General features: G+C 71.4%; 23 protein-coding genes. 11 read left to right on the top strand and 12 right to left on the bottom strand.

Annotated elements, in window-relative coordinates; genetic code table 11:
* Positions 1 to 130 precede the first annotated feature (130 nt).
* Positions 131 to 895, bottom strand: coding sequence for a UTRA domain-containing protein (locus tag ACFY93_RS20030; protein ID WP_391360642.1), 765 nt, complete (start codon positions 893 to 895; stop codon positions 131 to 133).
* A 434-nt stretch (positions 896 to 1,329) separates the two neighbouring features.
* Between ACFY93_RS20030 and ACFY93_RS20035 the strand changes: the two genes are divergently transcribed.
* The 4 genes from ACFY93_RS20035 (at position 1,330) to ACFY93_RS20050 (ending at position 6,161) form a co-directional block, all read left to right on the top strand.
* Positions 1,330 to 2,613, top strand: coding sequence for an extracellular solute-binding protein (locus ACFY93_RS20035; RefSeq protein ID WP_391360645.1), 1,284 nt, complete (start codon positions 1,330 to 1,332; stop codon positions 2,611 to 2,613).
* An 87-nt stretch (positions 2,614 to 2,700) separates the two neighbouring features.
* Positions 2,701 to 3,687, top strand: a complete 987-nt coding sequence (locus ACFY93_RS20040) for an ABC transporter permease subunit (protein WP_391360648.1) — start codon at positions 2,701 to 2,703, stop codon at positions 3,685 to 3,687.
* On the top strand, positions 3,684 to 4,613 hold the full coding sequence (locus tag ACFY93_RS20045) for an ABC transporter permease subunit (protein WP_391360650.1): 930 nt from the start codon (positions 3,684 to 3,686) through the stop codon (positions 4,611 to 4,613). The genes ACFY93_RS20040 and ACFY93_RS20045 overlap by 4 nt, the downstream gene beginning before the upstream one ends.
* 9 nt (positions 4,614 to 4,622) lie before the next feature.
* Positions 4,623 to 6,161, top strand: coding sequence for a glycoside hydrolase family 3 N-terminal domain-containing protein (locus tag ACFY93_RS20050; RefSeq protein ID WP_391360653.1), 1,539 nt, complete (start codon positions 4,623 to 4,625; stop codon positions 6,159 to 6,161).
* Between the two features lie 81 nt (positions 6,162 to 6,242).
* Here the strand turns inward: ACFY93_RS20050 and nagB are convergent, their stop codons facing one another.
* Positions 6,243 to 7,028: a glucosamine-6-phosphate deaminase gene (gene nagB / locus ACFY93_RS20055; protein ID WP_391361072.1), complete on the bottom strand. Its 786-nt coding sequence runs from the start codon at positions 7,026 to 7,028 to the stop codon at positions 6,243 to 6,245.
* Positions 7,029 to 7,627: 599 nt separating this feature from the next.
* On the opposite strand from nagB, the gene ACFY93_RS20060 reads away from it, so the two are divergent.
* On the top strand, positions 7,628 to 9,094 hold the full coding sequence (locus ACFY93_RS20060; protein ID WP_391361073.1) for a histidine kinase N-terminal domain-containing protein: 1,467 nt from the start codon (positions 7,628 to 7,630) through the stop codon (positions 9,092 to 9,094).
* A 197-nt stretch (positions 9,095 to 9,291) separates the two neighbouring features.
* Here ACFY93_RS20060 and ACFY93_RS20065 read toward each other — a convergent pair whose 3' ends face one another.
* Together ACFY93_RS20065 and ACFY93_RS20070 are read right to left on the bottom strand one after the other, a co-directional pair.
* Complete coding sequence (locus ACFY93_RS20065; RefSeq protein ID WP_016639615.1) at positions 9,292 to 9,549, bottom strand: WhiB family transcriptional regulator; 258 nt, start codon at positions 9,547 to 9,549, stop codon at positions 9,292 to 9,294.
* Positions 9,550 to 9,868: 319 nt separating this feature from the next.
* On the bottom strand, positions 9,869 to 10,837 hold the full coding sequence (locus ACFY93_RS20070) for a diacylglycerol kinase family protein (RefSeq protein WP_391360656.1): 969 nt from the start codon (positions 10,835 to 10,837) through the stop codon (positions 9,869 to 9,871).
* A 145-nt stretch (positions 10,838 to 10,982) separates the two neighbouring features.
* Here ACFY93_RS20070 and ACFY93_RS20075 point away from each other — a divergent pair, with 145 nt between their 5' ends.
* Positions 10,983 to 11,456: a hypothetical protein gene (locus ACFY93_RS20075; RefSeq protein WP_391360658.1), complete on the top strand. Its 474-nt coding sequence runs from the start codon at positions 10,983 to 10,985 to the stop codon at positions 11,454 to 11,456.
* A 19-nt stretch (positions 11,457 to 11,475) separates the two neighbouring features.
* Here the strand turns inward: ACFY93_RS20075 and ACFY93_RS20080 are convergent, their stop codons facing one another.
* From ACFY93_RS20080 to ACFY93_RS20090, 3 genes are all read right to left on the bottom strand, one after another.
* On the bottom strand, positions 11,476 to 12,618 hold the full coding sequence (locus tag ACFY93_RS20080) for a SigB/SigF/SigG family RNA polymerase sigma factor (RefSeq protein WP_391360661.1): 1,143 nt from the start codon (positions 12,616 to 12,618) through the stop codon (positions 11,476 to 11,478).
* 17 nt (positions 12,619 to 12,635) lie between these two features.
* Complete coding sequence (locus tag ACFY93_RS20085; RefSeq protein WP_391360663.1) at positions 12,636 to 13,049, bottom strand: anti-sigma regulatory factor; 414 nt, start codon at positions 13,047 to 13,049, stop codon at positions 12,636 to 12,638.
* A gap of 364 nt (positions 13,050 to 13,413) precedes the next feature.
* Positions 13,414 to 13,674, bottom strand: coding sequence for a UBP-type zinc finger domain-containing protein (locus ACFY93_RS20090; RefSeq protein ID WP_391360664.1), 261 nt, complete (start codon positions 13,672 to 13,674; stop codon positions 13,414 to 13,416).
* 63 nt (positions 13,675 to 13,737) lie between these two features.
* Between ACFY93_RS20090 and ACFY93_RS20095 the strand changes: the two genes are divergently transcribed.
* Positions 13,738 to 15,333 carry a Na+/H+ antiporter gene (locus ACFY93_RS20095; RefSeq protein ID WP_391360667.1) on the top strand — a complete coding sequence of 532 codons (1,596 nt, stop codon included), beginning with the start codon at positions 13,738 to 13,740 and terminating at the stop codon, positions 15,331 to 15,333.
* On the opposite strand, the gene ACFY93_RS20100 is transcribed toward ACFY93_RS20095, so the two are convergent.
* Together ACFY93_RS20100 and ACFY93_RS20105 are read right to left on the bottom strand one after the other, a co-directional pair.
* The gene (locus tag ACFY93_RS20100; protein ID WP_391361075.1) at positions 15,315 to 16,205 is read right to left on the bottom strand and encodes a pyridoxal-phosphate dependent enzyme; all 891 of its coding nucleotides are present in this window, start codon (positions 16,203 to 16,205) and stop codon (positions 15,315 to 15,317) included. The two genes, ACFY93_RS20095 and ACFY93_RS20100, sit on opposite strands and share 19 nt — an antisense overlap.
* A 168-nt stretch (positions 16,206 to 16,373) precedes the next feature.
* Entirely contained in the window at positions 16,374 to 16,964 is a 591-nt protein-coding gene (locus ACFY93_RS20105) for an N-acetylmuramoyl-L-alanine amidase (RefSeq protein WP_391360670.1), read from the bottom strand.
* Between the two features lie 262 nt (positions 16,965 to 17,226).
* Here ACFY93_RS20105 and ACFY93_RS20110 point away from each other — a divergent pair, with 262 nt between their 5' ends.
* The 4 genes from ACFY93_RS20110 (at position 17,227) to ACFY93_RS20125 (ending at position 21,125) form a co-directional block, all read left to right on the top strand.
* Positions 17,227 to 18,633, top strand: a complete 1,407-nt coding sequence (locus tag ACFY93_RS20110; RefSeq protein WP_391360672.1) for a family 2B encapsulin nanocompartment shell protein — start codon at positions 17,227 to 17,229, stop codon at positions 18,631 to 18,633.
* A 112-nt stretch (positions 18,634 to 18,745) separates the two neighbouring features.
* The gene (locus tag ACFY93_RS20115; protein WP_391360674.1) at positions 18,746 to 19,960 is read left to right on the top strand and encodes a family 2 encapsulin nanocompartment cargo protein polyprenyl transferase; all 1,215 of its coding nucleotides are present in this window, start codon (positions 18,746 to 18,748) and stop codon (positions 19,958 to 19,960) included.
* A 194-nt stretch (positions 19,961 to 20,154) separates the two neighbouring features.
* Positions 20,155 to 20,766, top strand: coding sequence for a GNAT family N-acetyltransferase (locus tag ACFY93_RS20120; protein ID WP_391360677.1), 612 nt, complete (start codon positions 20,155 to 20,157; stop codon positions 20,764 to 20,766).
* 26 nt (positions 20,767 to 20,792) lie between these two features.
* Positions 20,793 to 21,125: a DUF952 domain-containing protein gene (locus tag ACFY93_RS20125; protein ID WP_391360679.1), complete on the top strand. Its 333-nt coding sequence runs from the start codon at positions 20,793 to 20,795 to the stop codon at positions 21,123 to 21,125.
* Positions 21,126 to 21,133: 8 nt separating this feature from the next.
* Here the strand turns inward: ACFY93_RS20125 and ACFY93_RS20130 are convergent, their stop codons facing one another.
* From ACFY93_RS20130 to sodN, 3 genes are all read right to left on the bottom strand, one after another.
* The gene (locus ACFY93_RS20130; RefSeq protein ID WP_391360681.1) at positions 21,134 to 21,556 is read right to left on the bottom strand and encodes a VOC family protein; all 423 of its coding nucleotides are present in this window, start codon (positions 21,554 to 21,556) and stop codon (positions 21,134 to 21,136) included.
* Between the two features lie 9 nt (positions 21,557 to 21,565).
* Complete coding sequence (locus ACFY93_RS20135; protein WP_391360684.1) at positions 21,566 to 21,991, bottom strand: helix-turn-helix domain-containing protein; 426 nt, start codon at positions 21,989 to 21,991, stop codon at positions 21,566 to 21,568.
* Positions 21,992 to 22,163: 172 nt separating this feature from the next.
* Positions 22,164 to 22,559: a superoxide dismutase, Ni gene (gene sodN / locus ACFY93_RS20140; RefSeq protein ID WP_215207465.1), complete on the bottom strand. Its 396-nt coding sequence runs from the start codon at positions 22,557 to 22,559 to the stop codon at positions 22,164 to 22,166.
* Positions 22,560 to 22,568: the final 9 nt, after the last annotated feature.

The raw sequence follows: 22,568 nt of genomic DNA on the forward strand, positions 1-22,568 counted from the left end.
AGATATTCCGTGCCGTCACCGGCAATGCCCTCGCTCGGTCGTCGTACGGCTCGGTCGTCGTACCGGTCGGTCGTGGTACCCCTCGGTAGGCGTACCGGTCGGCGGACGGGCCGCTCGACCGGCAGGCCGCTCAGTCGACCGGCCGCTTCAGCCTCGCCACGAACTTGTAGCGGTCGCCCCGGTACACCGAGCGCACCCACTCCACCGGCTGGCCGTGCTTGTCCAGCGAGTGGCGGGAGAGCATCAGCATGGGCAGGCCGACGTCGGTGCCGAGCAGGCCGGCCTCGCGCGGGGTGGCCAGCGACGTCTCGATGGTCTCCTCGGCCTCGGCGAGATGGACGTCGTACACCTCCGCGAGCGCCGTGTAGAGGGAGGTGTACTTGGCCAGTGACCTGCGCAGGGCCGGGAAGCGCTTGGCGGAGAGGTGGGTCGTCTCGATCGCCATCGGCTCGCCGCTGGCCAGCCGGAGCCGCTCGATCCGCAGCACGCGCCCGCCGGCCGAGATGTCGAGCAGGCCGGCCAGGGTCTCGTCGGCGGTGATGTAGCCGATGTCGAGCAGCTGCGAGGTCGGCTCCAGGCCCTGGGCGCGCATGTCCTCGGTGTACGAGGTCAGTTGCAGCGCCTGGGAGACCTTGGGCTTGGCGACGAAGGTGCCCTTGCCCTGGATGCGTTCGAGCCGGCCCTCGACGACCAGCTCCTGCAGCGCCTGGCGCACGGTGGTGCGCGAGGTGTCGAACTCGGCGGCGAGCGTCCGCTCGGGCGGCACTGGCGTGCCGGGGGGCAGCGTGTCCGTCATGTCGAGCAGGTGCTTCTTGAGGCGGTAGTACTTGGGCACGCGCGCGGTGCGGACGGTAGCCCCGCCCTCGTTCTCCGCACTGCTGACCTCGGTGCTCATGCTCTGCCTTCCCGGCTCCGGGTGCCGAATGCGACCGGTGTCCCCACCGGCTCGCGGACCGACCGGCGTACCCCGTCGGTCACGGATCACATCGTGGCACGGCTTGGTCCGCGAGTGTCCCCCCGCAGCCCCGTGATCCCTCTGTATACCGTCGGGCTTCCGCGTTGGTCTAGTCCAACGCCCGGAAGTGGTCCACCATGGAGTGCGTCAACTCACCTGCCCTTTCTGCGGCTTACCTACTTAAAGGTCCTTGCATATGTAGGTCGCATAACGGACGACCGAAGCGCGCCGAACACCCTTGACACGCCTATTGGTCTGGGCCAAGCTCCAGCCTACTGGTCTACACCATTGGTCCAGGTCCTGGCACCACGGGCAGCACTCTCACAGTCACCGGGGTGGGCAGGGGGGTTTATGGCATCCCTGAGGAGGGTGGCGTGAAGCGCAAGCTGATAGCCGCGATCGGTATCGCGGGCATGATGGTTTCCATCGCGGCGTGCGGGGACAGCGACAGCGGGTCCGGGGGCAGCAAGGGCGCGGACGCCAAGGAGCTGACCGTCTGGCTCACGGTGGACGCGCAGAACAACTGGCCCGAGCTGGTGAAGGCCGCCGATGCCGCCGTGAAGAAGCAGCACCCCGGCATCAAGATCAACCACGAGTACTACGGCTGGCCGGACAAGAACGCCAAGCTCGACGCGGTCCTCGCCACCGACAAGGCGCCCGACGTGGTCGAGATGGGCAACACCGAGATGCTCAGCTACATGGTCAAGGGTGCCTTCGCGCCGGTCGACCCGAAGAAGTTCGACCACTCGGACGCCTGGCTCGACGGCCTCGAGGAGTCCGTCACGTACGACGGCAAGACCTACGGCGTGCCGTACTACGCGGGTGGCCGCGTCGCCAACTGGCGCAAGGACATCGCCGCTTCGGCCGGGGTGAAGTCCGTCCCCGAGACCTACGAGCAGCTCACCGCCGCACTGGACAAGATCCAGAAGAAGCAGGGTGACAAGTTCAACGCCTGGTACCAGCCGACCCGTGACTGGTACGCCGCCATGTCCTTCGTGTACGACGCCGGCGGCTCCATCGCCAAGGAGGAGGGCGGCACCTGGAAGGGCAACCTCTCCTCGCCCGAGTCCGTCAAGGGCCTCAAGTCGTTCAAGTCGGTCGTCGACAAGTACATGCACGGCGACAAGACCAAGGACGAGTCCGACCGCTACATCGTGTACGGGCAGGGCAAGTCCGCCATGATCTTCGGCGCGGCCTGGGAGGGCGCGACCGCCGAGGACCCGAAGAACGACAAGACCGGCAAGCTCAAGGGCAACCTCGAGAACTTCGTGATGCCCGGCCCGTCCGGCAAGAACATCCCCGTCTTCCTCGGCGGTTCCGACCTCGCCGTCCCGGTGAAGTCCAAGGCGCAGGGCGTCGCGGCCGAGTGGATCAACGCCCTCACCGGCGCCAAGGGGCAGAAGGGCCTGATGGCCAAGGGCAACCTGCCGAACAACAAGATGGACCTCGCGAAGCTGCAGAGCGACCCGAAGACAGCGGTCCCGGCCACGGCGGCCGAGAGCAACTGGTTCGTGCCGATGGCGCCGGGCTGGGGACAGGTCGAGAAGGCCCAGGTCCTGCAGACGATGCTGCAGAACATCGGCACCGGCAAGAAGTCCGTCGAGGCCGCCGCCAAGGAGGCGGACGCCGCGATCGACAAGGTCATCAACACCAAGTGACCCGGTGGCAGGGCCTCGTCGGACCCCGGAAGGGGGGACGGGGCCCTGCTTCCCGTAGGACCTGAGGGACCGCTGAGGAGCGCGCGGATGAGTGCCGCAGACACGACCACTGCCAAAGTGCCGCCCACGCGGCAGTCGCCACCACCAATACCGGCCGCTCCACGGCCACGCCCGCGGCGGACCACCGGCGGGGCCGCGGTGCCGTGGGCGCTGCTCGCCCCCTGCCTGCTGATCCTCGTGCTGGTCCTCGGCTATCCGATGGTCCGCCTGGTCACCCTCTCCTTCCAGAAGTTCGGGCAGTCCCAGCTCTGGGGCTTCCAGCCGGCCGAGTCGGTCGGCTTCGACAACTTCTCCAAGGTGCTCGGCGACAGCGAGTTCTGGGACGTCGTCGTCCGCACGATCGTCTTCGCCGCCGGCTCCGTCATCTTCACGATGGTCATCGGCATGCTGATCGCGCTGCTCCTCCAGCGGGTCTCCGGCTGGGTGAAGACGCTCGTCAACATCGCGCTCGTGGCCAGCTGGGGCATGCCCATCATCGTGGCGACGACCGTGTTCAAGTGGCTGTTCGACTCCGACTACGGCGTCTTCAACGCGGTGCTCAGCAGGCTGCCGGGCGTCGACATGATCGGCCACAACTGGTTCGCCAGCGGGCCGCAGGGCCTCGCGGTCATCATGCTGCTCGTGGTCTGGGGCGCGGTGCCGTTCGTCGTCATCACCCTCAGCGCCGGTCTCACCCAGGTCCCCAAGGAGCTGGAGGAGGCCGCCCGGCTCGACGGAGCGGGCGCCTGGGGCGTCTTCCGCTACGTCACCCTGCCCATCCTCAAGCCCATCATCGTCATGCTGACGACCCTCTCGGTCATCTGGGACATGGGCGTCTTCCCCCAGGTCTTCGTGATGCGCGGCGGCCATCCGGAAGCCGAGTTCCAGCTGCTCACCACCTGGTCCTACGACCGGGCGTTCGTGGTCAACGACTACGCGCAGGGCTCGGCGATCGCCCTGCTCACGGTGCTCCTGCTGCTGGGCGTGGTCGCCGTCTACATGCGTCAGATGCTCAAGATCGGAGAGGTCGAATGAGCGCGATCACCACGCCGGGTGCCGCCGGCGACGGTGCCACCGAGATCCGGGCCCGCAAGGCGGGGCCCGGCAGGGGCCGGGTCCGCGAGACCCGGGACACCTCCCGCCGCCGCAGGCCGAAGTCCGGCTGGAACGTGCTCGGTCTCCTCGTGTTCGTCGTCGCGGGCTTCCCCGTCTACTGGATGCTCAACACGGCGTTCAAGCCGGCCAAGGACGCCATCGACCCCGACCCCAGCCTGCTGCCCACCGCGCTGACGCTGGACAACTTCCGGCGCGCGCTGGACATCGCCGACTTCTGGGGCCCGGTCGGGCGCAGCCTCATCGTCTCGCTCTCGGTGGTGCTCATCGGGATCGTGGTCGGCATGCTGGCCGCCCTCGCCATCTCCCGCTTCGCCTTCCGCGGCCGCAAGATCGTGATCGTGGGCATCCTGGCCGTCCAGATGGTCCCCCTGGTAGCCATGATCATCCCGGTCTTCCTGCTGCTGAACGACCTCGGCCAGTACGACAGGCTCACCGGCCTGATCATCACCTACCTGACCTTCATCCTGCCCTTCACGGTGTGGACGCTGCGCGGCTTCATCGTCAACATCCCGAAGGACCTGGAGGAGGCGGCCATGGTCGACGGCTGCACCCGCACCGGCGCCTTCATCCGGGTGGTCTTCCCGCTGCTCGCCCCGGGCATGGTCGCCACCTCCGTCTACGGCTTCATCCAGGCGTGGAACGAGTACCTCTACGCCCTGATGCTGATGAGCCAGAAGAACCAGACCGCCACGATCTGGCTGAGCAACTTCACCACCAAGCACGGTACCGAGTACGCCCCGATGATGGCCGGTTCCACCATGATGGCCGTGCCGATCGTCGTCCTGTTCCTCATCGTCCAGCGCAAGATGGCCGCGGGCCTGACCGCGGGCGCCGTGAAGGGATAACGCCACCCGATGACGACACTCGCCAGTGGTACCACCGCGTCCCACGCCCAGGACCGGCTCACCCGCGACGCGCTCGCGGTCCTCCAGCCCGGCTTCACCGGCACCAGCGCCCCGGACTGGCTGCTGCGCAGGCTCGACGAGGGCCTGACCTCCGTGGGCCTGTTCGGCCGGAACATCGCCTCAGCCGAACAGCTGTCCGCCCTCACCGTCCGACTGCGCGCCGAGCGCGGCGACGTGCTCGTCGCCATCGACGAGGAGGGCGGCGACGTCACCCGGCTGGAGGTGGGCGCCGGTTCGTCCTTCCCCGGCAACCACGCGCTCGGCGCCGTCGACGACGTGACCCTCACCCGGGACGTGGCCGCGGAACTGGGCCGCCGCCTCGCCGCCTGCGGCGTCAACCTCAACTGGGCCCCGTCCGCCGACGTCAACTCCAACCCCGGGAACCCGGTCATCGGCGTGCGCTCTTTCGGCGCGGACACCGCCCTGGTGGCCCGCCACACGGCGGCCTACGTCACCGGGCTCCAGTCCGCGGGCGTCGCCGCCTGCACCAAGCACTTCCCCGGGCACGGCGACACGGCCGTCGACTCCCACCACGCGCTGCCGCGCATCGACGCCTCCCTCGCGGTGCTGCAGGAGCGCGAACTCGTCCCCTTCCGGGCCGCGATCGCCGCCGGGTCGCGCGCCGTGATGAGCGCCCACATCCTCGTCCCGGCACTCGACCCCGACCGGCCCGCGACCCTCTCGCGCCGCATCCTCACCGGCCTGCTGCGCGAGGAACTCGGCTACGACGGCCTGATCGTCACCGACGGCATGGAGATGCGGGCCATCGCGGGGACGTACGGCATCGAGCGGGGCAGCGTCCTCGCCATCGCCGCGGGCGCCGACGCCATCTGCGTGGGCGGGGGGCTCGCGGACGACGAGACGGTACTGAGGCTGCGCGACGCCCTCGTGTCAGCGGTGCGCGCGGGCGAACTCGCCGAGGAGCGCCTGGCGGACGCGGCCGAACGGGTGAGAGCGCTGGCCCGGTGGACGGCGGACACGGCCAGGAGCACGCCCTCGGCGCCGGAGACCGGCGGCCGGGACACCGAGGGCGGAGTCGGGCTCGTCGCCGCCCGCCGCGCGCTCACGGTGACGCACTCGCGGACGTACACCCCTGCCGCATCCGGCGCCGCCGCCGGGGCTCCGTTCGTGGCGGCCTTCACCCCCGTCGCGAACATCGCGGTCGGTGACGAGACGCCGTGGGGCGTCGCCGCCGAGCTCGCGCGGCTGGTGCCGGGGACGGAGACCGGCGCCTTCACGGGTGACGCCGCCGGCGCGGACGCGCTCGCCGCCGCGGGTTCGCGGCGCGTCGTCGCCGTCGTCCGGGACGAGCACCGCCACCCCTGGATGTCCGCGGCCCTGGACACCCTCCTCGCCGCCCGGCCGGACACGGTCGTCGTCGAGATGGGCGTCCCGCAGGCCCCGGCCCGGGGCGCCGTGCACATCGCGACCCACGGCGCCGCGCGCGTCTGCGGCAAGGCCGCGGCGGAGGTCATCGCGGGGGAGTGACCCCGCCGGGGAACACGGATGCCGGGCCACCCACGGGGGGGTGACCCGGCATCTCCACGTCCGTGCGCCGATCGAAAGACCTTAGATGCCCTGCCAGTCCGGCTTGTTCGCGTACGTGTGACGGAAGTAGTCCGCGAGCTTCAGCTTGGAGGCGGCCGCGTCGTCGACGACGACCGTGGCGTGCGGGTGCAGCTGGAGCGCGGAGGCCGGGCAGACCGCGGCGACCGGTCCCTCGACCGTCGCGGCCACCGCGTCGGCCTTGCCCTCGCCCGTGGCCAGCAGCACGAGGTGGCGCGCCTCCAGGATCGTGCCGATGCCCTGGGTGATCACGTGGTGCGGCACCTGCTCGATGTCGCCGTCGAAGAACCGCGCGTTGTCCACCCGGGTCTGCTCGGTGAGCGTCTTGATGCGGGTCCGGGAGGCGAGCGAGGAGCACGGCTCGTTGAACCCGATGTGTCCGTCCGTGCCGATCCCGAGCAGCTGCAGGTCGACTCCGCCGGCCGAGGCCAGCGCCCGGTCGTAGGCCACGCAGGCGGCCTGTACGTCGTCGGCGGTGCCGTCCGGGCCCATGAAGGCGCGCACGTCCACGCCGAGCGGTTCGAGCACCTCGCGCCGCAGCACCGACCGGTACGACTCGGGGTGGTCGGCCGGCAGTCCCACGTACTCGTCGAGCTGGGCGATCCGCGCCCGGGAGGCGTCCACGGCACCGGCCTTCACCTTGCTCGCCAGCGCCTCGTAGATGGGCAGCGGGGTCGAGCCGGTGGCCACGCCCAGCAGGGCGTCGGGCTTGTGCCTGAGCAGCCGTGCCATGGCCTCGGCGATCAGTTCGCCGCCTGCCTGGGCGTCCGGGACGATGACAACTTCCACGCTGGGCCTGCCGATCTGGAAGAGGGGACTCAACTGGGGGACCCGTAGGGCATATGTGGTTTAGACCAATCTAGCAGAGCAGTCCCTGCCGGGCGCGGGCATTCGCACGCGCGCACGGGCCGGGCGGGCTAGGCTTCGCGGTGAGTGCGAAGTGTGTGGGCGGATGTGCGACCGAGGGGTCCGAAACAAACATCCACCGACGCATGGACACACGCGCGCGGATGCACGAGCATGGTCTAGTCCACCATGCGCAGGTAAAGCATCTCGGTACCATCGCACGTGACAAGCCTCCGCCTTCCCCGCACAGGAAGGCGGATCGAGGAACCGGCGCTCTCTGCCCTGACTGCTCCGGGTCCTCTCCTTCGGCCGACCGGGACCGCACACCCCGCGGCCGTTGTTGCTCCGGGCTGCGGTGCCGGGAGGGTTGAGGGTCCCTCCCAGGCGCCGCGGCCCGCGGGTGTTTCCGGGGCCTTCCTCGCGGGATGTTCCGCTCGGACCGGGCACGGAGCCGGGCGGTGTCCACAGCGGTCCGCGGGCCGCGCGGAGGAACGTTTCGGGTAGGACCCCCGCCCGCGGGTACGCTCGCACACGTGCCCTCCATGAACGACCTCGTACGCCAGCACACCGCTCTCGGTGACTCCGACCTCGAGTGGCTGCACCTGCTGGTCTCGGAGTGGCAGCTGCTCTCCGACCTCTCCTTCGCCGACCTCGTGCTGTGGGTGCCCACCCGCGACGGCACCCGCTACGTCTCCGTCGCCCAGATGCGGCCCAACACCGGCCCCACCTCGTACCAGGACGACATGGTCGGCCATCTCGTGCCGCGCGGCCGCAGGCCCATGCTGGACGCCGCGCTCGACGAGGGCCGGATCGTGCGCGAGGGCGACCCGGAGTGGCGCGAGGAGGTCCCGGTCCGGGTCGAGTCCATCCCCGTGCGCAGGGAGGGCCGCGTCCTCGGGGTGATCGCCCGCAACACCAACCTGCTGACCGTGCGGACACCGAGCCGGCTGGAGCTGACCTATCTCCAGAGTGCCTCCGACCTCGCCCAGATGATCGCCGCGGGCTCGTTCCCGTTCCCCGACCAGCAGGTCGACATGGACGCCTCGCCCCGGGTGGGTGACGGCCTGATCCGGGTGGACGCGGACGGCATCGTCCAGTACGCGTCCCCGAACGCCCTCTCCGCGTACCACCGGCTGGGTCTCGCCGCCGACCTGGTCGGCCACAACCTCGGACTGACCACCGCCGAACTCGCCCCGTCCCGGGGCCCGGTGGACGAGGCGCTCGCCAAGGTCGCCAGCGGCTGGGCGCCCCGGGAGTTCGAGATCGAGAGCAACGACGGGGTCATCCAGCTGCGCGCGATCCCGCTCAAGCCGAAGGGCACCCGCGTCGGTTCGCTCGTCCTGCTGCGCGACGTCACCGAACTGCGCCGGCGCGAGCGCGAGTTGATCACCAAGGACGCCACCATCCGGGAGATCCACCACCGGGTGAAGAACAACCTCCAGACGGTGGCCGCCCTGCTGCGCCTCCAGGCCCGCCGGATCGACTCGGACAAGGGCAGGGAGGCCCTGGAGGAGGCGGTGCGCCGGGTCGGTTCCATCGCGATCGTGCACGAGACGCTGTCCCAGAATCTGGACGAGCGGGTCGAGTTCGACGAGATCGCCGACCGGGTGCTGGCGATGGTCGCCGAGATCTCACCCGGCAAGGTCACCGGCCGGCGCACCGGCCGCTTCGGCATCCTGGACGCGGAGGTCGCGACCCCGCTGTCCATGGTCCTCACCGAGATCCTGCAGAACGCCCTGGAGCACGGCTTCCGGGAGGGCGACCGGGGCACGGTCGAGGTCGCGGCGGTCCGGGGCGGCACCAGCAAGGAGGCCCGCCTCCTGGTGACCGTCCAGGACGACGGGGTCGGCCTGCCCGAGGGCTTCGACCCGCACCGCTCGGGCAACCTGGGCCTGCAGATCGTACGGACCCTGGTTGAGGGCGAGTTGGGCGGCTCCTTCGACATGGTGCCGGCCCCCGGGCGCGGCACCCAGGTCCTTCTCGACATCCCGGTGGTGACCCAGAAGTGACGAGGCGTCGGCGGCGCCCCGCCGGCCGCCGACGGCCCGCGCGGGCGCACAGCGATGAGCCCCGGACCACTGGGTGGTCCGGGGCTCATCGCTCACGTTGCTCTGCGCATCGGGGGTACTGCGCGCTGCGGCTCGGGGGCGGGAGATGCGTACTCGCCGTACGCGCCGCCGGGCTCAGGCTGTTGCGGGGTGGAGCGTCAGGCGGAGGCCTGACGGGCTCGGTTGCGGGCGGCGCGGCGCTTCATCGCGCGGCGCTCGTCCTCGCTGAGGCCACCCCAGACGCCGGAGTCCTGACCGGACTCGAGCGCCCACTGCAGGCACTGCTCCATGACGGGGCAGCGGCGGCAGACGGCCTTGGCTTCCTCGATCTGCAGCAGCGCAGGACCGGTGTTGCCGATGGGGAAGAAGAGCTCGGGGTCTTCCTCGCGGCAAACGGCGTTGTGACGCCAGTCCATGGCTGCTACCTCTCCTTGGTATTACATTCAGGGTGCTTGTGAATGTGAACGCTTTCACGAATCCCTCAACAAGTGAAGGGCCGACAGCCAGGTGACCTGACGTGGTCCTGTGATGTGAGGAGGGGTTCCGGCGCTCTGTGGGGGCCGATGTTGCGGGCCGTCCCGAGCGCCACGTAGAGACTCGCAAACCTCGGCGGCGGATACAACCCCTTCAAGAAAGTTTTTTTTGATTCCTCGGTGTCGGCTAGCTCACAGCCGTACTTCCATGGGGTGGATGCTGGCCTAAACGTTCGAGTGCAAGGACTTTGGCGTCTTCCACTCACACAATCACACGCAGTGCACGGCGTACGCCTGTGAACGAGACGCTCGTACGCAGCCCCAGGTGGTCACCGTCCATCTGCAGGGGCAGTGGCACCTTCGAATGCAAGGTGAAGTCCGTCAGGTCGTGCAGGCACAGAGCGTGCTTGCCGTGCGGCCCGCGCTCGGGGGACGAAGTGAGCAACTGGGTGCCATATCGGGCGACGGCGGCCGTGGACATACGGCTGAGGCCGAGTACGTCGAGCCCGGTGTCGAACGAGGCTTTAGGGGACGCGTACACCGGGCGATTGCCCAGATAGGTCCACGGGGCGGTGTTGCAGACTATGGACAGCACCAGACCGGTCACCGGGTCGGCGCCGGCCCGCTCCAGCGTGATCGTGCCCTGCCTGCGGTGCGGCTCGCCGAAGAACTGGCGCAGCGCCTGCCGCACATAGAGGGAGTGCGTGGAGCGCTTGCCGCGCTCGCGGTGCTGTTCGACCCGGCCGACCACACCCGCGTCGAAGCCGAGGCCCGCGTTGAAGGTGAACCAGCGTCCCGGGACGGCCTCGTCCTCGGTGCCCGGGGTGCCGGAGGCGATCCCCAGACCGACCGTGCGTTCCCGGCCCTCGCGCAACGCGTCCAGCAGGGCGCCGGTGGCCTCGACGGCGTCGTTCGGCAGCCCCAGGGCGCGCGCGAAGACATTGGTGGAGCCGCCGGGCACCACGGCGAGGCGCGGCAGTCTGTCCGGATCGGGGCCGTCGTGCAGCAGTCCGTTGACGACCTCGTTGACCGTGCCGTCGCCGCCGAGGGCCACGACCAGCTCGATCTCCTTGCCCTCCGCCGCCTGCCGCCCGAGGTCCCTGGCGTGCCCGCGGTACTCGGTGGTGACCGCGTCGAGCTTCATCTCGCTCGCCAGCGCGTGGATCAGCACATCGCGCGTGCGTGCGCTCGTGGTGGTAGCTGCCGGATTGACCACGAGAAGTGCACGCATGGGAAGCAGACTACCTACCGGGCGGTACTCGTCCCAGCGCGAGGTGGAGATCCACCGGTTTCACCCCGCACCCGTGATGCCGCACCCGGGACCCCGCGCCCGGCCGCCGCGCCATCGCCCGCACCCCGGCCGCTACCCTGCAGGGGTGAGCCCTGAGCAGACCCCCACCCCGGACACCGCGGACCGTACGGACGCCATGGACGCCGGCCCCCGGCCCAGCCGCCTGACCGGCGCCGCCGCCCTGGCCGGACTGGAGGGCGCCGCCCTCGTCGTGGGCGGGATCTACATGCTCGTCATGGGACTCACCGGCACCCCGGACGACCGCGGCCAGGCAGTCACCGGCGGAGTCACCCTCGCCGTGCTCGCGCTGCTCCCGCTGCTCGCCGCCCGCGGGCTCCTGCTGCGCCGCTCGTGGAGCCGGGGCCCGGCGGTCGTCACCCAGATCATGGCGCTGCCCGTCGCGTACAGCCTGCTCCAGGCCGACAGCGTCGCGATCCCCGGGGGGATCGCCCTGGCGGCCGTCTCCGTCACGGCGCTCGTCCTGCTGCTCCACCCCACGACGACCCGGGCCCTCGGCATCCGGGGTCCCGGCGCCGCCCAGGACGGGAAGCGGTCCTAGCCCGTCCCCTCCGGGACCCTCACTCCTCGACGAGGAGCTTCTCCCGAAGCTGCGCCAGCGTGCGGGCCAGCAGCCGGGAGACGTGCATCTGGGAGATGCCGACCTCCTGCGCGATCTGCGACTGGGTCATGTTGCCGAAGAAGCGCAGCAGCAGGATCCGCTTCTCCCGCGGCGGGAGGTCCTCCAGCAGCGGCTTGAGGGACTCGCGGTACTCGACGCCCTCCAGGGCCTCGTCCTCCGCGCCCAGCGTGTCCGCGACCGCGGGGGACTCGTCGTCGGTGTCCGGGACGTCCAGAGACAGCGTGGAGTAGGCGTTGGCCGACTCCAGGCCCTCCAGGACCTCCTCCTCGGAGATGGCCAGCTTCTCGGCCAGCTCGTGCACCGTGGGCGAACGCCCGTGCTGCTGCGAGAGCTCCGCGGTCGCCGTGGTGAGCGCGAGCCGCAGCTCCTGCAGGCGGCGCGGGACGCGCACCGCCCAGCCCTTGTCGCGGAAGTGCCGCTTGATCTCGCCCACGACCGTCGGTGTCGCGTACGTCGAGAACTCGACTCCGCGCTCCGGGTCGAAGCGGTCCACCGACTTGATCAGACCGATCGTCGCGACCTGGGTGAGGTCGTCGAGCGGCTCGCCCCGGTTGCGGAAGCGGCGTGCGAGATGCTCGACGAGCGGCAGATGCATCCGGACCAGCTGATTGCGCAGCTGGGCGTACTCGGCGGTGTCGGCGCCCAGCGCGCGCAGCTCGACGAACATGGCCCGCGCGCTGCTGCGGTCGCGCGGGTCGTACCGCGCGTGCTGGGTGTGCTGGGCGCTCGGCCCGTGCCGCGTGCCGCGCACGCTCTGCTCCGCGTCTCGCTCGTGCTCGCTCATGTTCCCGCCCGTCACCCTTCCCCGAGCTCTGCGCTCCTCACCCGCTCCCGGTGTCGCTGGAGCGGGTGGACCCCCGTGGGCGGGGGAGGCCCCGTCCCGGCCCGGCGGCACGTCCTGCGGATGCGGCCGGGCCTGCTCGGGGATGCCGTCGACGCCGGCCGCCGGCTCCGGGAGCCCGCCCGGAGCCCCGGAGCCTTCCGGTCCCCGGCCGCGCCCGGACCGGGGAGACCCCGCCGAGCCGGCAGCGGTCCCGTCACCGGCGGGAAGCTCCCGTGTGCCGCGCTCTTCGTCACGCACCGGCCCGTCCCCGTTCCTCACGCCGGCCCGGGTCCCGCGCCGCGCTTCTTGTAGAGACTGATCGAAACGGTCTTGTCCTCGGAGACGGTGGAGTCGACCTGGCCCGCGAGGGCGGACAGGACCGTCCACGCGAAGGTGTCACGCGAAGGGGCGTGACCGTCCGTGGTCGGCGCCGAGACGGTGACTTCGAGGGAGTCCTCGATGAGCCGGAAGACACAGCTGAGCACCGAGCCGGGGACGGCCTGCTGCAGCAGGATCGCGCAGGCCTCGTCGACGGCGATGCGCAGGTCCTCGATCTCGTCGAGGGTGAAGTCCAAACGCGCCGCGAGACCGGCCGTGGCCGTGCGCAGCACCGACAGGTAGGCACCCGCAGCCGGCAGCCGGACTTCGACGAAGTCCTGGGTCGCGGGCTCGCCTGCGATCTGGGACACCCTCACCTCCAAGGTGGTACATGCTCTTTCGGGGCCGGGGGTCGCCCCCCGGTGACGCGCTACTGGTGCAGCGGTGACGCTATCGCGCTCCCGGTGTCCGTGTCCCGGGGGCCCCGGCCCCTGCTGTCACTCATAGTAAGCACATGAATACGGAAAGTGGCTAGGGGTCTGCGAGCCCAATTCGGAAGAGGGCGCGCCGGGTTGACGTACCCAGGCGTCCGACTGTCGAACCGTCGGGATCCGGCGGGACGCGTGCGCGTGCCCGCCCGCCGCGTTCCGCACGGAGTCTCGCCCCGCGGGGCCCCGTCACGCGAGCCCCGTCCCGTTGGCCCCCGCCCCGCGTGACCTCGTCCCGCGTGCCCCGTCATGCGAGGACGTGGTCCACGAAGCACCAGCGCCAGCTCTCACCCGGTTCGAACGAACGCATGACCGGGTGACCGGAGTCCTTGTGGTGCTCCGTCGCGTGCCGCAGCGGCGAGGAGTCGCAGCAGCCGACATGCCCGCACGTCAGGCACAGCCGAAGCTGCACGGGGTGGGTACCGGCCGCGAGGCACTCCGTACAGGTGTCGCTGAGCGGTTCCGGTTCGGGGTGCGGCAGCGCGTCGGCGTGCGTGCACTGTTTCATGATTGCCAGGTTACGTCGGGCGTGCGGGAAGCCGCGCGGAATTCGAGGGCGGGCGGGAACACGATGGACATATTGCCACTGCTGTTGCTGGTGGCGGGCAGCGCGGCGGTCGCCGGCGCGGGCCGCCGGGTCCCGGTGCCCGCGCCCCTGCTCCTCGTCGCCGCCGGGCTCCTGGTCTCGTACGTCCCGGGTGTGCCCGACTACACCCTCGACCCCGAGGTGGTGCTGCCCCTGCTGCTCCCCCCGCTGCTGTACACGGCCGCCACCGACAGCTCGTACCTCGACCTCCGCGCGCAGCTGCGGCCCGTCGCCCTGCTGTCGGTCGGCTACGTGCTCTTCGCGACGCTGGCCGTCGGCTGGGCCGTCTACCTGATCGTGCCGGGACTGCCGCTCACGGCGGCGCTGGTGCTCGGCGCGGTGGTGGCGCCGCCGGACGCGGTCGCCGCCACGGCCGTCGCCCGCCGCGTGGGGCTGCCGTCCCGGATCACCACGATCCTGCAGGGCGAGTCGCTGGTGAACGACGCGACGGCGATCACCGCCTACCGGGTGGCCCTGGCCGCCGCCGTCGGCGAGGGGGCGACCTGGTCGGCCGGTGTCGGCGAGTTCCTGCTCGCCGCGGTCGGCGGCGTCCTGGCCGGCCTCGTCCTGATGGTGCCGCTGCACTGGCTGCGCACCCGTCTGAACGAGGCGCTGCTGCAGAACACGCTCTCCCTGCTGATCCCCTTCGTCGCCTACGGGGTCGCCGAGCAGGTGCACGCCTCCGGCGTGCTCGCCGTGGTCGTCGTCGCCCTCTACCTCGGGCACCGCGCGTGGGAGGTCGACTTCGCGACCCGGCTCCAGGAGGAGGCCGTGTGGAAGATGGTCGCCTTCCTCCTGGAGTCGGCGGTCTTCGCCCTCATCGGGCTCCAGCTGCCCGTCGTCCTCAGAGGGCTCGGCGCGTACGAGGGGATCAGCGCCGCCTGGTACGCGGTGGCCCTCTTCGTGATCGTGGTCGTCACCCGGTTCGTGTGGGTGTATCCCGCCACCTTCCTGCCGCGCCTGCTGTCGGCGCGGATCCGGGCACGGGAGGACGACCCCTCCTGGAAGGGACCGTTCGTCATCGCCTGGGCCGGGATGCGCGGGGTGGTCTCGCTCGCCATCGCCTTCTCGATCCCGCTGACCGTGCACGGCCAAGACCCGTTCCCCGAGCGCAACCTGATCCTGTTCCTGACCTTCACCACGGTCATCGGGACACTCGTCGTCCAGGGGCTCACCCTGCCCCCGCTGATCAGGATGCTGCGGCTGCCGGGGCGTGACGCGCAGGCCGAGACGCTCGCCGAGGCGAACGCCCAGGCACAGGCCTCCCGTGCCGCGGAGGAGCGGCTGGAGGAACTGCTCGCCGACGAGCGCAACGTGCTGCCCCCGCCGCTCGCCGAACGGCTGCGCACCGTGCTGGAGCGCCGCCGCAACGCGGTCTGGGAGCGGCTCGGCGCGGTGAACCCGGTGACCGGCGAGAGCGCCGACGACACCTACCGGCGGCTGTCCCGCGAGATGATCGGCGCGGAGCGCGCGGTCTTCGTGCGGCTGCGTGACCACCGGTACATCGACGACGAGATGCTGCGGGCACTGCTGCGCCGGCTCGACCTGGAGGAGGCGGCGGTCTACCGGGAGGCGGCCTGATCCGGCCGGCCGGTGATGACGGCGGTGACCGTGGTGCCGGCCGGGAAGGCGCCCTCGTCCGCGAGGGTGACGAGGCCGTGGAGCATCTTGGCGACGTAGAGCCGCTCGACGGGCAGCCCGTGGCGGTCCTCGAAGTCCGCCGCGAAGGACTCCAGTCCGGGTGTGGTGCGGGCGTAACCGCCGAAGGCGAAGCGGTCGTCGACGGACCAGTCGCCGCGCCGGCCGCCGAACGCCTCCCTCTGCAGGGCTTCGGTCGCCGCGTCCAGGAAGCCGCCCCCGACGACGGCGATGCCGACGGCCCGCTGGCCGGGGGAGAGCCCGGCGGCCAGCCCCGCGAGCGTCCCGCCGGTGCCGCAGGCCAGGGCGACCACGTCGGTGCGGCCGCGCAGCTCCTCGCCGAGGGCCACGCAGCCGCGTACCGCGAGGGAGTTGCTGCCGCCCTCGGGCACCACATGGGCGTCGGTGGCCTCCACGGAGCGCAGGATCCCGGCCAAGGTGTCCGGTTCGGCCTTGCGGCGGTACGTCGCCCTGTCCACGAAGCACAGCCGCATGCCGTCGGCCGCGCAGCGGGCCAGAGACGGGTTGAGCGGGCGGCCGGCGAGTTCCTGGCCGCGCACCACGCCGATGGTCGGCAGGCCCAGCAGACGGCCCGCGGCGGCCGTGGCCCGCAGATGGTTCGAGTAGGCGCCGCCGAAGGTCACCACCGCCCGGCCCCGCGCCGCCCGCAGGTTCGGGGCCAGCTTGCGCCACTTGTTGCCGACCAGCTCCGGATGGATCAGGTCGTCGCGCTTCAGCAGCAGCCGTACGCCGTGGCGCGTGAAGCGCTCGTCCGCGACCGCCCGCGACGGCGAGGGCAGCCGCGGCCGCAACATGGCCGGATCACGCGCCTCGGGAACGTCGGAGGTGTCGGGGCTGGTCACTCGGCCATTGTCGGACAGCGGCCCCGGCCGGAGCGCGGCCGGGTGCCCGGCCCGGCCCGGCCCGGCCCGGCCGGGACCGGGACCGGGCGGGGCCGGCCGGGACAGCCCGCCGCGGACGTGTCATTTCAGCCGCTCGTGGATCCGCTCCCGCATCGAGGCCATGGAGAAGCCCTTGGGGTCGACCTTGCCCGGCTGCCACTCCCGGTGCCCGATGACCGAGCGCTCCGTCCATCCGTGGTGACGGCAGATCGCCGCGCAGGCACGGGCGACGGCGTCCAGCTGGGCCTCGGGCCACGGGTCCTCCCCGTCGCCGAGGTTCTCGCACTCGAAGCCGTAGAAGTGACGGTTGCCGTCGGTGTTCGCCTCGTTGTCCCTGGGCGGGGCCTTCTCCGCGATGACCGCGCGCAGCACGTCGTCGTCCCCCGAGCCCGCGTGGTTGGCCCTGCCGTATCCGACGAGGTGGATCCTGCCGTCCTTGGTGACGACCCCGTGGCACAGCGGGCCGGGCAGGTGGGGGTGGCCGTCGCGGCAGACCTTCACGGTCCGCGCGGAACCCGAGGTCGCCGTGTGATGGATCATGACGCCGTGCACCGGCCCCCAGGGGCCCTGCCGGTCGCGGTTGTGGTGCTTCCAGTCACCGACCTCGACGACGGTGACGCCTTCTTCCTCCAGCCGGTCCAGGAACCGTGCCGCGGACATGGGTGGGGCCATGACCGCCTCCTTCGTGCCGCGCGACGGCCACCGGTCGTGACCGCCTCGTACGCGGCTTGTCCCCCGCCGCGGTGGCCGGGACGCGTCGTTCGCACGGCGTGCGAGCCGATCCGGTCAGCGAACGGCGGACGGACGGGAAAAGAACGGCTTTCTGCCCATTCCCCCGTGATCCAACCCCGCTCATTCGTGTAATAGCACCGGCACGCACGGTGATGGAAAGCTGGTTTCCGCAGATCAGCGCACGACCGGGAGGACACATTTCATGTCGGTAGGCGAAGAGGTCCGCGCCGAGCAGGGCAAGCCGCAGCAGAGTCTCGGCACATCGGCCGCGCGGAACCTGGCCACCACCACCAAGTCGGCACCGCAGATGCAGGAGATCAGCTCACGCTGGCTGCTGCGGACGCTGCCCTGGGTGAACGTGCAGGGTGGCACGTACCGAGTGAACCGGCGGCTCAGCTACTCCGTGGGCGACGGCCGCGTGACGTTCGTGAAGACCGGTGACCGTGTGCAGGTCATCCCCGCGGAGCTCGGCGAGCTGCCGATGCTGCGGGACTACGAGGACCAGGACGTGCTGGGCGAGCTCGCCCAGCGCTGCCGGCAGCGGGAGTTCGCGCCGGGCCAGGTGCTCGCCTCGTTCGGCAGCCAGGCCGACGAGGTCTTCCTGCTCGCGCACGGCAAGGTCGAGAAGGTCGGCACCGGCCCCTACGGGGACGACGCGGTCCTCGGAGTCCTGGCGGACGGCGCGTACTTCGGCGAGCAGGCACTCATCGACCCGGACGCCATCTGGGAATACACCGCCCGCGCCGTCACCGCCTGCACCGTCCTCACCCTGCCCCGCCGGGACCTCGAACAGATCGCGGAGCGCGCCGACTCGCTGCGCGACCACCTCCAGCGGCTGCGCACCATTCCGGCGCAGCGGACCAACAAGTACGGCGAGAAGGCGATCGAGCTGGCGGCGGGACACACCGGGGAGCCGGACATCCCCGGCACCTTCGTGGACTACGAGTCGGCGCCCCGCGAGTACGAGCTGAGCGTCGCCCAGACCGTGCTGCGCATCCACACGCGCGTGGCCGACCTCTACAACCAGCCGATGAACCAGACGGAACAGCAGCTGCGGCTCACCGTCGAGGCGCTGAAGGAGCGCCAGGAGCACGAGCTCATCAACAACCGCGAGTTCGGGCTGCTCAACAACTGCGAGTACGAGCAGCGGCTGCAGCCGCACGACGGCGTCCCCGGCCCGGACGACATGGACGAACTGCTCAGCCGCAGGCGCGGGTCCAAACTGTTCCTCGCCCATCCGCGCGCGATCGCCGCGTTCGGCCGCGAGTGCAACAGGCGCGGTCTCGTCCCCGAGAGCGTCGAGATCGCGGGCAACCGCATCCCGACCTGGCGGGGCGTGCCGATCTACCCGTGCAACAAGATCCCGGTGAGCGACGCCAGGACGACGTCGATCATCTGCATGCGTACCGGAGAGGCCGAGCAGGGCGTCATCGGACTGCAGCAGGCCGGGATCCCCGACGAGATCGAGCCGAGCCTGTCGGTGCGCTTCATGGGCATCAACGAGCAGTCGATCATCAAGTACCTCGTGACGGCCTACTACTCGGCGGCCGTCCTGGTGCCCGACGCCCTCGGAGTCCTGGAGAACGTCGAGATCGGCCGCTGGCGGTGACGCTCCGCACGCCCGGCGTCTTGTGCCCGCCCGCCGGGGCGGGCGCACTCCGGGGGGAAGCCGCGGCACGGCAGGGGGACTTCGCCGTACGCCAGGTCCCGGAGGGGGCCGCATGACCGAGCTCACGGCCGGGACACCGCAGACCACGACCGAGACCCCCGGAAGGCGGACCCCGATCGAAGGACGCAGCCCCACCGAACACCAGGGCGCGCTCGCGCGGCAGGGCGCGAGCGAACGGCACGGGCCGCCTGCCCAGCGGCAGGCCCCGGCCGCGGAGACCTCCCCGGGGCAGGAGGCGTGGCGTTCCTCCGACGGACAGGAGGCCCCGCGGATCCTGGAGGACGCGCGGGCGTCGGTCGACCCCGCACTGCGCGGGGCCGTCGACTCGCTGCCGGGCTCGATGCGCCGGATCGCGCGCTACCACTTCGGCTGGGAGCACGCGGACGGCAGACCCGCGGCCGGCCACGCCGGCAAGGCGATCCGGCCCGCGCTCGTCCTCGCCGCGGCCCGGGCACTGGGCGGCAGGCAGGCACCGGCCGTACGGGCGGCGGCGGCCGTGGAGCTGATCCACAACTTCACCCTGCTGCACGACGACGTCATGGACCGCGACACCACGCGCCGGCACCGCCCCACCGCCTGGGCGGTCTTCGGGGACGCCGACGCGATCCTCGCCGGGGACGCACTGCAGGCACTGGCCCACCGGCTGCTCGCCGAGGACCCGCACCCCGCGTCCCCGGCCGCCGCCGCCCGGCTCGCCGCCTGCGTCGTCGAGCTGTGCGCGGGACAGCACGCGGACACGGCGATGGAGCGGCGCGGTCCCGGCGAGGTCACGCTCGACGAGTGCCTCGCCATGGCCGAGGCGAAGACGGGGGCGCTGCTGGGCTGCGCCTGCGCGCTGGGGGGTCTGTACGCGGGAGCGGACGAGGAGGACGTCGAGGCGCTCGACGCGTTCGGCCGTCAGGCCGGGCTGGCGTTCCAGCTGATCGACGACGTGATCGGGATCTGGGGGGACCCCGGCCGTACCGGCAAGCCGGCCGGGGCGGATCTCATGGCCCGCAAGAAGTCGCTGCCCGTCGTCGCGGCCCTCGCCTCCGGCACTCCGGCCGGTGACGAGCTCGCCGCGCTGTACGCGGCGCCCTACGAGGAGGGGGATCTGGAGCGCACGGTGATGGCCGTCGAGCGAGCGGGAGGCCGCGACTGGGCGCAGACCGAGGCGGCCGACCGGATGGCCCGGGCGATGCAAGAACTGTCCAGGGCGGTTCCGGAACCGGAGCAGGCGGGAAGCCTATGGGCACTGGCGGAGTTCGTGACCCGGCGCAGCAGCTGAGCCGGGGGGCGGATCGAGCCGGTGAGACCCCGGCGCCACCGGGACCGTACGGCACCTGACCTCCGTACGGCCCCCGGCGGCACCGGCCGGCGGGTCCCGCACATCCCCACGGCGTGCGGGGCCCGTCACCTAGGACAGCCCTTAAGCTTCAAGCGCCATACAGGCGTGGTCGGTTGAGGCGAAGGGGCGGGGACATGGGCGTGGCGATCCGGACGGCGGGGGAGGACGACCGGGAGCTGGTCGTCCGGCTGCTCGACGAGGCGTTCCACGACGACCCGGTGAGCGGCTGGGTCTTCCCCGGCGAGGAGTACCGCCGCCGCACGCACCACAAGCTGATGCGGGCCTTCCTCGACATCGTGCTCGCCGAGGGCCGCGTCGACGTCACCGAGGACGGCACGGCGTGCGCCCTGTGGCTGTCCGTGCCCGCCGGACAGCCGGACGAGCGGGCGGGGGAGACCGGCGGACCCGACGAGGCCGTCCTGCTGCGCGAGTCCGTCGACCCGGACAACGAACGGGTGGAACTGGTGGGGCGCCTGACGAGCACGGCGCACCCGGCCGACCGCGCCCACGAGTACCTCTGGATGATCGGCGTCGCTCCGGGACACCAGGGCGAGGGACTCGGCACCGCACTCGTCCGGCACGTCCTCGACCGCTGCGACCGCGAGGGGCTGCCCGCCTATCTGGAGGCGAGCAGCGCCCGCAGCCGCAGGCTGTACGAGAGCCTCGGCTTCGCCTTCACGGGCCGCACGGTCGACCTGCCGGACGGCCCTCCCATGTGGCCGATGTGGCGGGAACCGCGAGCCTGACCCCGCCCGGACCGTAGCGTGGTGCCATGACCGAACCGCTGCTGCACATCACCGAGCGCTCGTTGTGGGAGGCGGCCCGGACGGCCGGTACGTACGAGTGGTCGACCCGGGGCCGCGGCCTTCGGCAGGAGGGCTTCGTCCACTGCTCGCTACGCCACCAGCTCCCGGCCGTCGCCGCCTTCCTGTACGGCTCGTACACGGGCCCGGACGACCTGGTCGTCCTCGTCGTCGACGCCGGCCGGCTCGACGTGCCCGTGCGATACGAGGCCGCCGAACCGGGAGGCGAGGAGTTCCCGCACGTGTACGGGCCGATCCCCGTGGAGGCCGTGGTCGACGTGGAGGCCTGGGACCCCCGCTAGCGGACCGCTCAGCGCTCCGCCGCCGGGCGTTCCTTGAAGCGCAGCAGGTTGCCGGCCGGGTCGCGGAAGGCGCAGTCGCGGACGCCGTAGGACTGGTCCGTCGGCTCCTGCAGGACGTCGGCGCCGGACGCGCGGACGCGTTCGAACAGGGCGTCGCAGTCGGCGGTGGAGAAGATGACCCCGCGCAGGACGCCCTTGGCGAGCAGCTCCGCCATCGCCCGCTTGTCGGCGGGGGACGCGTCCGGGTTCGCGGCGGGCGGCTCCAGGACGATCTCCACGCCGGGCTGGAGCGGGAAACCCACCGTCACCCAGCGCATCCCCTCGAACGCCACGTCGTTGCGGACTTCCAGCCCCAGCACGTCCCGGTAGAACGCGAGAGCCTTGTCGTGATCGTCCACGGCGATGAAGCACTGGGACAGTTTCAGGTCCATGACCTCACGCTAAAGCCACACACCCGGTTCCGCCCGGGGTTCGCGGCGTCGGTCGGGGCGGGTGAGCCGCTGGGCCACGCAGGAGGGGATCGGCGCCCCGTGCTCGTGCGACCGGGCGCGGTAGGCGCTCGGAGTCTCCCCGACGAGCTCGGTGAAGCGGGAGCTGAACGACCCGAGCGACGTACAGCCCACGGCCATGCACACCTCGGTCACCGTCAGATCGCCGCGCCGCAGCAGCGCCTTGGCCCGCTCGATCCGCCGGGTCATCAGATAGCTGTACGGGGTCTCGCCGAACGCGGCCCGGAAGCTGCGCTGGAAGTGCCCGGGCGACATCAGCGCGGCGCGCGCGAGCGACGGCATGTCGAGCGGCTCCGCGTACGCGCGGTCCATCCGGTCGCGCACCCGGCGCAGCCGGACCAAATCCTCCAGCGTCATGCCCCCAGCATGGCACGCGCCACCGACAGGGGACGCGGTCGCGCTGCCTGCCCGCCGGACGAAAAGACCGCACCCGGTCCGTGACGGACGCCGTGTTCGGCGGCCCGCGGACCGGGTGCGGACGGGGAGACCCGACGATCAAGGAAATCGCAGGTCGGCAAAGAGCCTGGGATCAGGCCTTCTTGGTCTCCCAGAAGATCTTGTCGATCTGGGCGATGTAGTCCAGAGCCTTCTGTCCCGTGGCCGGGTCGGTCGAGCCCTTGGCGGCCGAGAGGGCCTTGAGGGTGTCGTTGACCAGCTGGTGCAGCTCCGGGTACTTCTCGAAGTGCGGGGGCTTGAAGTAGTCGCTCCACAGCACCGAGACGTGGTGCTTCGCGAGCTCGGCGCGCTGCTCCTTGATGACCGTGGCACGCGTCTGGAAGTGCGGGTCGTCGTTGGCGGCCATCTTCTCCTGGACGGCCTTCACCGACTCCGCCTCGATGCGGGCCTGGGCCGGGTCGTACACACCGCAGGGCAGGTCGCAGTGCGCGCTGACCTTGACCTTGGGGGCAAACAGGCGGGAGAGCATTGAGCTGTC

Origin of the sequence: Streptomyces sp. NPDC008313 (assembly GCF_042956125.1) — a bacterium.
Lineage (GTDB): Bacteria > Actinomycetota > Actinomycetes > Streptomycetales > Streptomycetaceae > Streptomyces.

Excerpts from the sequence above, each read along its gene's own strand:
- sodN (WP_215207465.1), bottom strand. The coding sequence starts at position 22,559 with ATGCTCTCCCGCCTGTTTGCCCCCAAGGTCAAGGTCAGCGCGCACTGC.
- ACFY93_RS20130 (WP_391360681.1), bottom strand. The coding sequence starts at position 21,556 with ATGGACCTGAAACTGTCCCAGTGCTTCATCGCCGTGGACGATCACGAC.
- ACFY93_RS20030 (WP_391360642.1), bottom strand. The coding sequence starts at position 895 with ATGAGCACCGAGGTCAGCAGTGCGGAGAACGAGGGCGGGGCTACCGTC.
- ACFY93_RS20110 (WP_391360672.1), top strand. The coding sequence starts at position 17,227 with ATGTCGGTAGGCGAAGAGGTCCGCGCCGAGCAGGGCAAGCCGCAGCAG.
- ACFY93_RS20135 (WP_391360684.1), bottom strand. The coding sequence starts at position 21,991 with ATGACGCTGGAGGATTTGGTCCGGCTGCGCCGGGTGCGCGACCGGATG.
- ACFY93_RS20060 (WP_391361073.1), top strand. The coding sequence starts at position 7,628 with ATGAACGACCTCGTACGCCAGCACACCGCTCTCGGTGACTCCGACCTC.
- ACFY93_RS20105 (WP_391360670.1), bottom strand. The coding sequence starts at position 16,964 with ATGGCCCCACCCATGTCCGCGGCACGGTTCCTGGACCGGCTGGAGGAA.
- ACFY93_RS20090 (WP_391360664.1), bottom strand. The coding sequence starts at position 13,674 with ATGAAACAGTGCACGCACGCCGACGCGCTGCCGCACCCCGAACCGGAA.
- ACFY93_RS20115 (WP_391360674.1), top strand. The coding sequence starts at position 18,746 with ATGACCGAGCTCACGGCCGGGACACCGCAGACCACGACCGAGACCCCC.
- ACFY93_RS20065 (WP_016639615.1), bottom strand. The coding sequence starts at position 9,549 with ATGGACTGGCGTCACAACGCCGTTTGCCGCGAGGAAGACCCCGAGCTC.
- ACFY93_RS20120 (WP_391360677.1), top strand. The coding sequence starts at position 20,155 with ATGGGCGTGGCGATCCGGACGGCGGGGGAGGACGACCGGGAGCTGGTC.
- ACFY93_RS20040 (WP_391360648.1), top strand. The coding sequence starts at position 2,701 with ATGAGTGCCGCAGACACGACCACTGCCAAAGTGCCGCCCACGCGGCAG.
- ACFY93_RS20070 (WP_391360656.1), bottom strand. The coding sequence starts at position 10,837 with ATGCGTGCACTTCTCGTGGTCAATCCGGCAGCTACCACCACGAGCGCA.
- ACFY93_RS20125 (WP_391360679.1), top strand. The coding sequence starts at position 20,793 with ATGACCGAACCGCTGCTGCACATCACCGAGCGCTCGTTGTGGGAGGCG.
- ACFY93_RS20100 (WP_391361075.1), bottom strand. The coding sequence starts at position 16,205 with ATGTTGCGGCCGCGGCTGCCCTCGCCGTCGCGGGCGGTCGCGGACGAG.
- ACFY93_RS20045 (WP_391360650.1), top strand. The coding sequence starts at position 3,684 with ATGAGCGCGATCACCACGCCGGGTGCCGCCGGCGACGGTGCCACCGAG.
- ACFY93_RS20050 (WP_391360653.1), top strand. The coding sequence starts at position 4,623 with ATGACGACACTCGCCAGTGGTACCACCGCGTCCCACGCCCAGGACCGG.
- ACFY93_RS20095 (WP_391360667.1), top strand. The coding sequence starts at position 13,738 with ATGGACATATTGCCACTGCTGTTGCTGGTGGCGGGCAGCGCGGCGGTC.